The organism is Trebonia sp. (assembly GCF_049794275.1).
GTDB lineage: Bacteria > Actinomycetota > Actinomycetes > Streptosporangiales > Streptosporangiaceae > Trebonia.
In genome coordinates, this window is the sequence record NZ_JBARCR010000270.1 from 1 (window position 1) to 5,176 (window position 5,176).

The window sequence follows — 5,176 nt, forward strand, 5'->3', positions numbered from 1 at the left end:
GGAGCGGACCGCGCGGGCCTGGCGCGGGTTGGCGCGGCCGACGCCGTACTTCTCGGCCAGCTCGCGGACCTGGGCGGTGATCCTCGCCTGGTAATCGCGTGGCGCGTAGGAGCCCCGGTCGTACAGCGCGGCGTACTTGCCCACCAGCTCCGGGTGTGCCGTGCGCAGCCAGCCGAGGAACCACTCGCGGGTGCCCGGCCGTAGGTGCAGCACGATCGGCGTGACGTGCGCCGCGCCCGCGGCGGCGATCTGCCGGACCGCCGCGTCGAGCTGGGCGGGGGAGTCGGAGAGGTACGGCACGACCGGCCCCATCAGCACGCCGCAGCGCAGCCCGTTGTCGTTGAGTGTGGCGCAGGCCTCGATCCGCCGTTCCGGGGCCGGCGTGCCCGGCTCGATAGCTCGCCATAGCGATGGGTCGACAAAGGCGGCCGACACGTTCAGCCCGACGTCGGTCACCTCGGCGGCCTCGAGCAGCAGGTCGAGGTCGCGCAGGATCAGCGTGCCCTTGGTGAGGATCGAGAACGGGTTGGCCGCGTCCCGCAGCGCGGCGATGATCCCGCGCATGAGCTGATACCGTCCCTCGGCCCGCTGGTAGCAGTCGACGTTGGTGCCCATCGCGATGTGCTCCCCGGCCCAGCCGGGCGAGGCGAGCTTCTTGCGCAGCAACTCGGGCGCGTTGACCTTCACGATCACCCTGGAATCGAAGTCCCGCCCGGCGTCCATGTCCAGATATGTGTGACTTTGTCGAGCGAAGCAGTACCGGCATGCATGCTGGCATCCCCGGTACGGATTTATTGTCCAGCGGAAGGACATGTGCGAGGACTCGGGGACGTGCGAGACGATGGACTTGGCGTGCACCTCGTAGAAGGTCATGCCGCGGAAGCCCGGCGTGTCGAAGGTCCGCACGACGGCGTCGCGGGCGAACATCGGCAGCTGTCCCTGGCCGCCATCGCCGGAGGCGGAGTCGGCGGAGTCGAGCCGCAGGTTGTCCCAGCGCATGTTCCACAGCCTAGAACGGTTATTCGATCATGGCAAACACCAGTTCGGTGACTGGCCCGCTGAAGAGACAGGAATCACCCGATGATACTGTTGTGAACACGATGCGTAACCGAGGTTGGCGTGAAGTAAAAAGAGCCGGCTACAAACTAAGAACGATTGGATAAAGCTGCCTCCGTGGGGGATAGTAAGAGAGTTCCCACCGGCGCGCGGAACGCGGAGGTATGGCGCTATGGCGCTGTCAATGGACGAGCAGCGTATGCTCGCCGAAATAGAGCGGCGGCTCGCCGCGGAGGACCCTGGTCTCGCTGCCAGGTTGTCCTCGTTCCGCCGACCGGGACCGGCCGTCAGGTTCCGGACCACCCGGGCCCGGATCATCGGGACCTTCTTCACAATTGCCCTGGTGGCCGGCATATCGCTGATGGTCTACGCCATGGTTCCGTTCCGCGGCCACACGTATAAGCCTGCCTCGCAGGCCTCCACTCATCCCGCGGCCAGCACCCAGCTGAAAACCAGTGCCCAGGCGAAGAGCGGGCCGTCCGCCAACGCCGCTGGCAGCGCCACCACGACGACCAGGACATCCCCGTCGACGCCCTAGCCGAGCGAACAGGCTAAGAACCGGGCGAGCAGGCTAGGAACCAAGCAGGCTGGCAACCAAGCAGCTTACGAGTCCCGCCAGAGCTGGATCAGGTACCGTTCCACGCCCTCCAGCTTGCGCTTCTCGCGCTGGAAGTCGTCGCTGAGCCGGTCCCTGTGCTGGCTGAGCAGGTCCGCGTACATCTGCACCACGGCCTCGCGGTAGCGCGCGTACACCCGGACTTCGTAGTCGCCGACGCCGCCGGACAGCCGCAGCCGGGACACGGCGGTGCCGGCCGAGCACATGTCGACCGTCAGCATCCCGCGCAGGTACAGACGCGCCTTGGCTTCCTCGTCCCACGCCTCGGGCAGCAGCGGCTGGCCGTCCCATTCCTCGAGCACCAGGCGGACGTCGATGTCCTCCTGCAGGCTGCCGACCCACAGCTGCTCGCGCGTGCTGGACACCAGTGCGCCGACCGGCGCCAGCGGGCTGCCCATCTCGTCCGGGTCCACCCAGGGGTCGTGCAGCCGGAACATGCGGCGGTCGGGGGTCACGGGCATCACAAGCTGAAGCAACCTGCGACTCACGAATTCCCCCTCGGACACGCACTAAATCTAAACCCAGCAAGCGCAGCGTGCAGGCAGAACGTGTACTGAGCAATTGCGTCATAAGTAATGCGTAACCTATTGACTACTGCGTGCAGCCATGTAGTGTCATATCCGACATAACAGTCGCTGCTCCCCCAGGCGGTGCTCCATGCAATCGGTCTCGGCTGCCCACCTTCAGCTACGGAACGTACCGGGACGATCACCATACGCAGCAGTGACTGTATCTACCCCGGTAACGGCGGAAGTGGTGCCGGCGGTTCAATCCCAGCCAGAGCCGTATACCTACCATTCGCAGCAGGCCGCTCTGGGCGGCGGCAGGCGAACGATCGTGCTCGCGATCTGCTGCAGCGCGCTGTTCATGGTCGGGCTGGACAACACGATCGTGATCGTCGGCCTGCCCTCCATCGGCGCGAGCCTGCACACCGCGGTCTCCGGCCTGCAGTGGACGATCGCCGGCTACACGATCGTGCTGGCCAGCCTGCTGATATTCTCCGGTGCCGCCGCCGACAGGATCGGCCGCCGCACGATCTTCCAGGTCGGCCTGAGCCTGTTCACGCTGGGCTCCTGGCTGTGCAGCCTGGCGCCGAGCCTGGCGTGGCTGATCGCGTTCCGCGTGCTGCAGGGGGTCGGCGGGAGCATGCTCGCCCCGGCGGCCCTCGGCATCATCACCAACATCTTCAGCGCGCCGAAGGACCGGGCCAAGGCGATCGGCGTCTGGGACGGCGTCTCCGGCCTGTCCATGGCGCTCGGCCCCATCGCCGGCGGGATCCTGGTGGGCAGCGTGGGATGGCGCGGGATCTTCTGGGCGAACATCCCGGTCGGGCTCGCCGCGGTCGCGCTGACCGCGCTGCTGGTCCCCGACTCCAGGGCCGAACGGGGCCGCAAGGCCGACCCGGTCGGGCAGTTCCTCGTCATCGTGATGCTCGGCTCGCTCGCCTACGCGATCATCCAGGGGCCGAGCGAAGGCTGGCTCTCACCGCGAATCGCGATTTTCTTCCTCGTCAGCGTCATCGCCCTCGCCACGCTGGTGAAGTACGAGCCACGGCGCGCCGAGCCGCTGATCGACTTCCGGTTCTTCCGCAGCGTCCCGTTCACCGCCGCGAACCTGACCGCCGTCTGCGCGATCGCCACCCTCGCCGGGTTCCTGTTCCTGACCACGCTGTACCTGCAGGACGTGCGCGGGTATACGGCGCTGCAGGCGGGCCTGACGCTGCTGCCGATGCCGATCATGATGGCGGTGTCGTCGCCGCTGTCCGGCCGCATCCTGGCCCGCGGCGGCCCCCGGGTCCCGTTCGTGATCGCCGGCGCGGCGCTCACCCTGTCCACCGCCGCGCTGTCCCAGCTGAGCGCCTACTCGGGCCCGCTGTTCCTGCTCATCACCTACGGCCTGTTCGGGATCGGCGCGGGCATGGTGAACGTGCCGATCTCCAACGGCGTGATGTCCGGCGTGCCGAAGTCCCAGGCCGGCATGGCGTCGGGGATGAACTCCTCGAGCCGCCAGCTCGGCCAGTCGCTCGGGGTCGCGATCGTCGGCTCGGTGCTCGCCGCGTCGCTGCGCGGCTCGATGCACGTCGGTTTCCTCAACGCCGCGCACGCGGGCTGGTGGATCATGGCAGGCTGCGGCTACTCGGTGCTGGTGCTCGGGGTCGTCTCCACGACGAGCTGGGCGAAGTCGACGGTCCGTTCCGAATAACGGAAAGCCTCAGCCGCCGCACCCGCAGGCACCGCCGCAGCAGCCCCCGCCACCGCCACCGCTCGACGGCGCGGACGAGGCGCGGCCGCCGACGGCTACCGTGGACAGCAGCTTCACGGTGTCGTCGTGGCCGTGCGGGCAGCTGGCCGGCGCCGACGACTCGCTCATCGGCCGGCTCAGCTCGAACGTGTCGCCGCAGGCGCGGCAGCGGTATTCATAACGGGGCACGATACGGATTCTACTCAGCGGGCGCTGTTTCGACATCATCCAGAACGGGCGCGGCCGGCTCTTGGTCCGTTGCCGGTGCCGGCTTTCCGCGGAAGAACCAGGAGACCGCTGCGCCAGCGAACGCCATGAGCGCCGCCGCGGTGAACACGATCGACAGCGCGTGGTGGAACGGCCCGGCGATCAGGATCGGGAAGAACTGCTTGCCGGTGAGCACGGCGACGTGAAGCGAAGGCAGCGTGTTCAGCAGGCCGGTCGGCGCCAGCAGGTTGTGCACCGGGTTGTAGCCGAGCATCGCGGCGAACACGGTGGACACCGGCGGCAGGTGGGCGATGGTGCTTGCCTGCGCTAGCGGCACGCCCTGCGCGGTGAGCCCGACGGTGAGCGCGCGCGGCAGCGTGTTCGCCAGGCCGGCGACCAGCAGCGAGAAGAAGATGCCGATGGACAGTGACATCCCGGAGTTCTGGAAGGTGGACCGCATGCCGGACGCTGCGCCGCGGTGCTGCGCGGGGACGCTGGACATGATGGCGGAGGTGTTCGGCGAGGCGAACAGGCCGGAGCCGATGCCGTTGCCGAAGATGAGCAGCGCGAACAGCCAGTAAGGGAAGTCGATCGGCAGCATCATCAGCCCGGTGAAGCAGAGGCCGGCGACCAGCAGGCCGGCGGTGGCGAACGGGCGGGCGCCGTACCGGTCGCTCAGCGTGCCGGAGATCGGGCCGGCGATGAGGAAGCCGGCGGTGAGCGGGAGCATGTAGATGCCGGCCCACAGCGGGGTGACCTCGAAGTCGTAGCCGTGCAGCGGCAGCCAGATCCCGGCCAGCCAGATGACCAGCATGAACTGCAGGCCGCCGCGGGCGATCGCGCCGAGCAGGCTGGCGATGTTGCCGGCCGCGAACGCGCGGATCTTGAACAGGCTCAGCCGGAACATCGGGTCCTTGACCTTCGTCTCCACGAGGCAGAACACGCCGAGCAGCGCGACGCCGAGCAGCAGCCCGCCGTACACCATCGGGTTGCCCCAGCCGGTGGGGGAGGTGCCGTAGGGCCTGATGCCGTAGGTGATCGAGATGAGCAGGATGC

General features: G+C 68.1%; 6 protein-coding genes. 2 read left to right on the forward strand and 4 right to left on the reverse strand.

Annotated elements, in window-relative coordinates:
• The coding region (locus WA805_RS07710) for an Rv2578c family radical SAM protein (RefSeq protein WP_425241990.1) at positions 1-999 on the reverse strand (999 nt) is incomplete at its 3' end.
• 241 nt (positions 1,000-1,240) lie between these two features.
• Here WA805_RS07710 and WA805_RS07715 point away from each other — a divergent pair.
• On the forward strand, positions 1,241-1,594 hold the full coding sequence (locus WA805_RS07715) for a DUF3040 domain-containing protein (RefSeq protein WP_422275918.1): 354 nt from the start codon (positions 1,241-1,243) through the stop codon (positions 1,592-1,594).
• 65 nt (positions 1,595-1,659) lie between these two features.
• Here the strand turns inward: WA805_RS07715 and WA805_RS07720 are convergent, their stop codons facing one another.
• Entirely contained in the window at positions 1,660-2,160 is a 501-nt protein-coding gene (locus WA805_RS07720; RefSeq protein WP_422275916.1) for a hypothetical protein, read from the reverse strand.
• Positions 2,161-2,395: 235 nt separating this feature from the next.
• Here WA805_RS07720 and WA805_RS07725 point away from each other — a divergent pair, with 235 nt between their 5' ends.
• Positions 2,396-3,874: an MFS transporter gene (locus WA805_RS07725; RefSeq protein ID WP_422338473.1), complete on the forward strand. Its 1,479-nt coding sequence runs from the start codon at positions 2,396-2,398 to the stop codon at positions 3,872-3,874.
• Positions 3,875-3,883: 9 nt separating this feature from the next.
• Here WA805_RS07725 and WA805_RS07730 read toward each other — a convergent pair whose 3' ends face one another.
• The gene (locus WA805_RS07730) at positions 3,884-4,102 is read right to left on the reverse strand and encodes an FmdB family zinc ribbon protein (protein ID WP_422275912.1); all 219 of its coding nucleotides are present in this window, start codon (positions 4,100-4,102) and stop codon (positions 3,884-3,886) included.
• 10 nt (positions 4,103-4,112) lie between these two features.
• On the reverse strand, positions 4,113-5,176 hold a 1,064-nt coding region (locus tag WA805_RS07735), incomplete at its 5' end, for an MFS transporter (RefSeq protein WP_425241991.1).

Excerpts from the sequence above, each read along its gene's own strand:
- WA805_RS07715 (WP_422275918.1), top strand. The coding sequence starts at position 1,241 with ATGGACGAGCAGCGTATGCTCGCCGAAATAGAGCGGCGGCTCGCCGCG.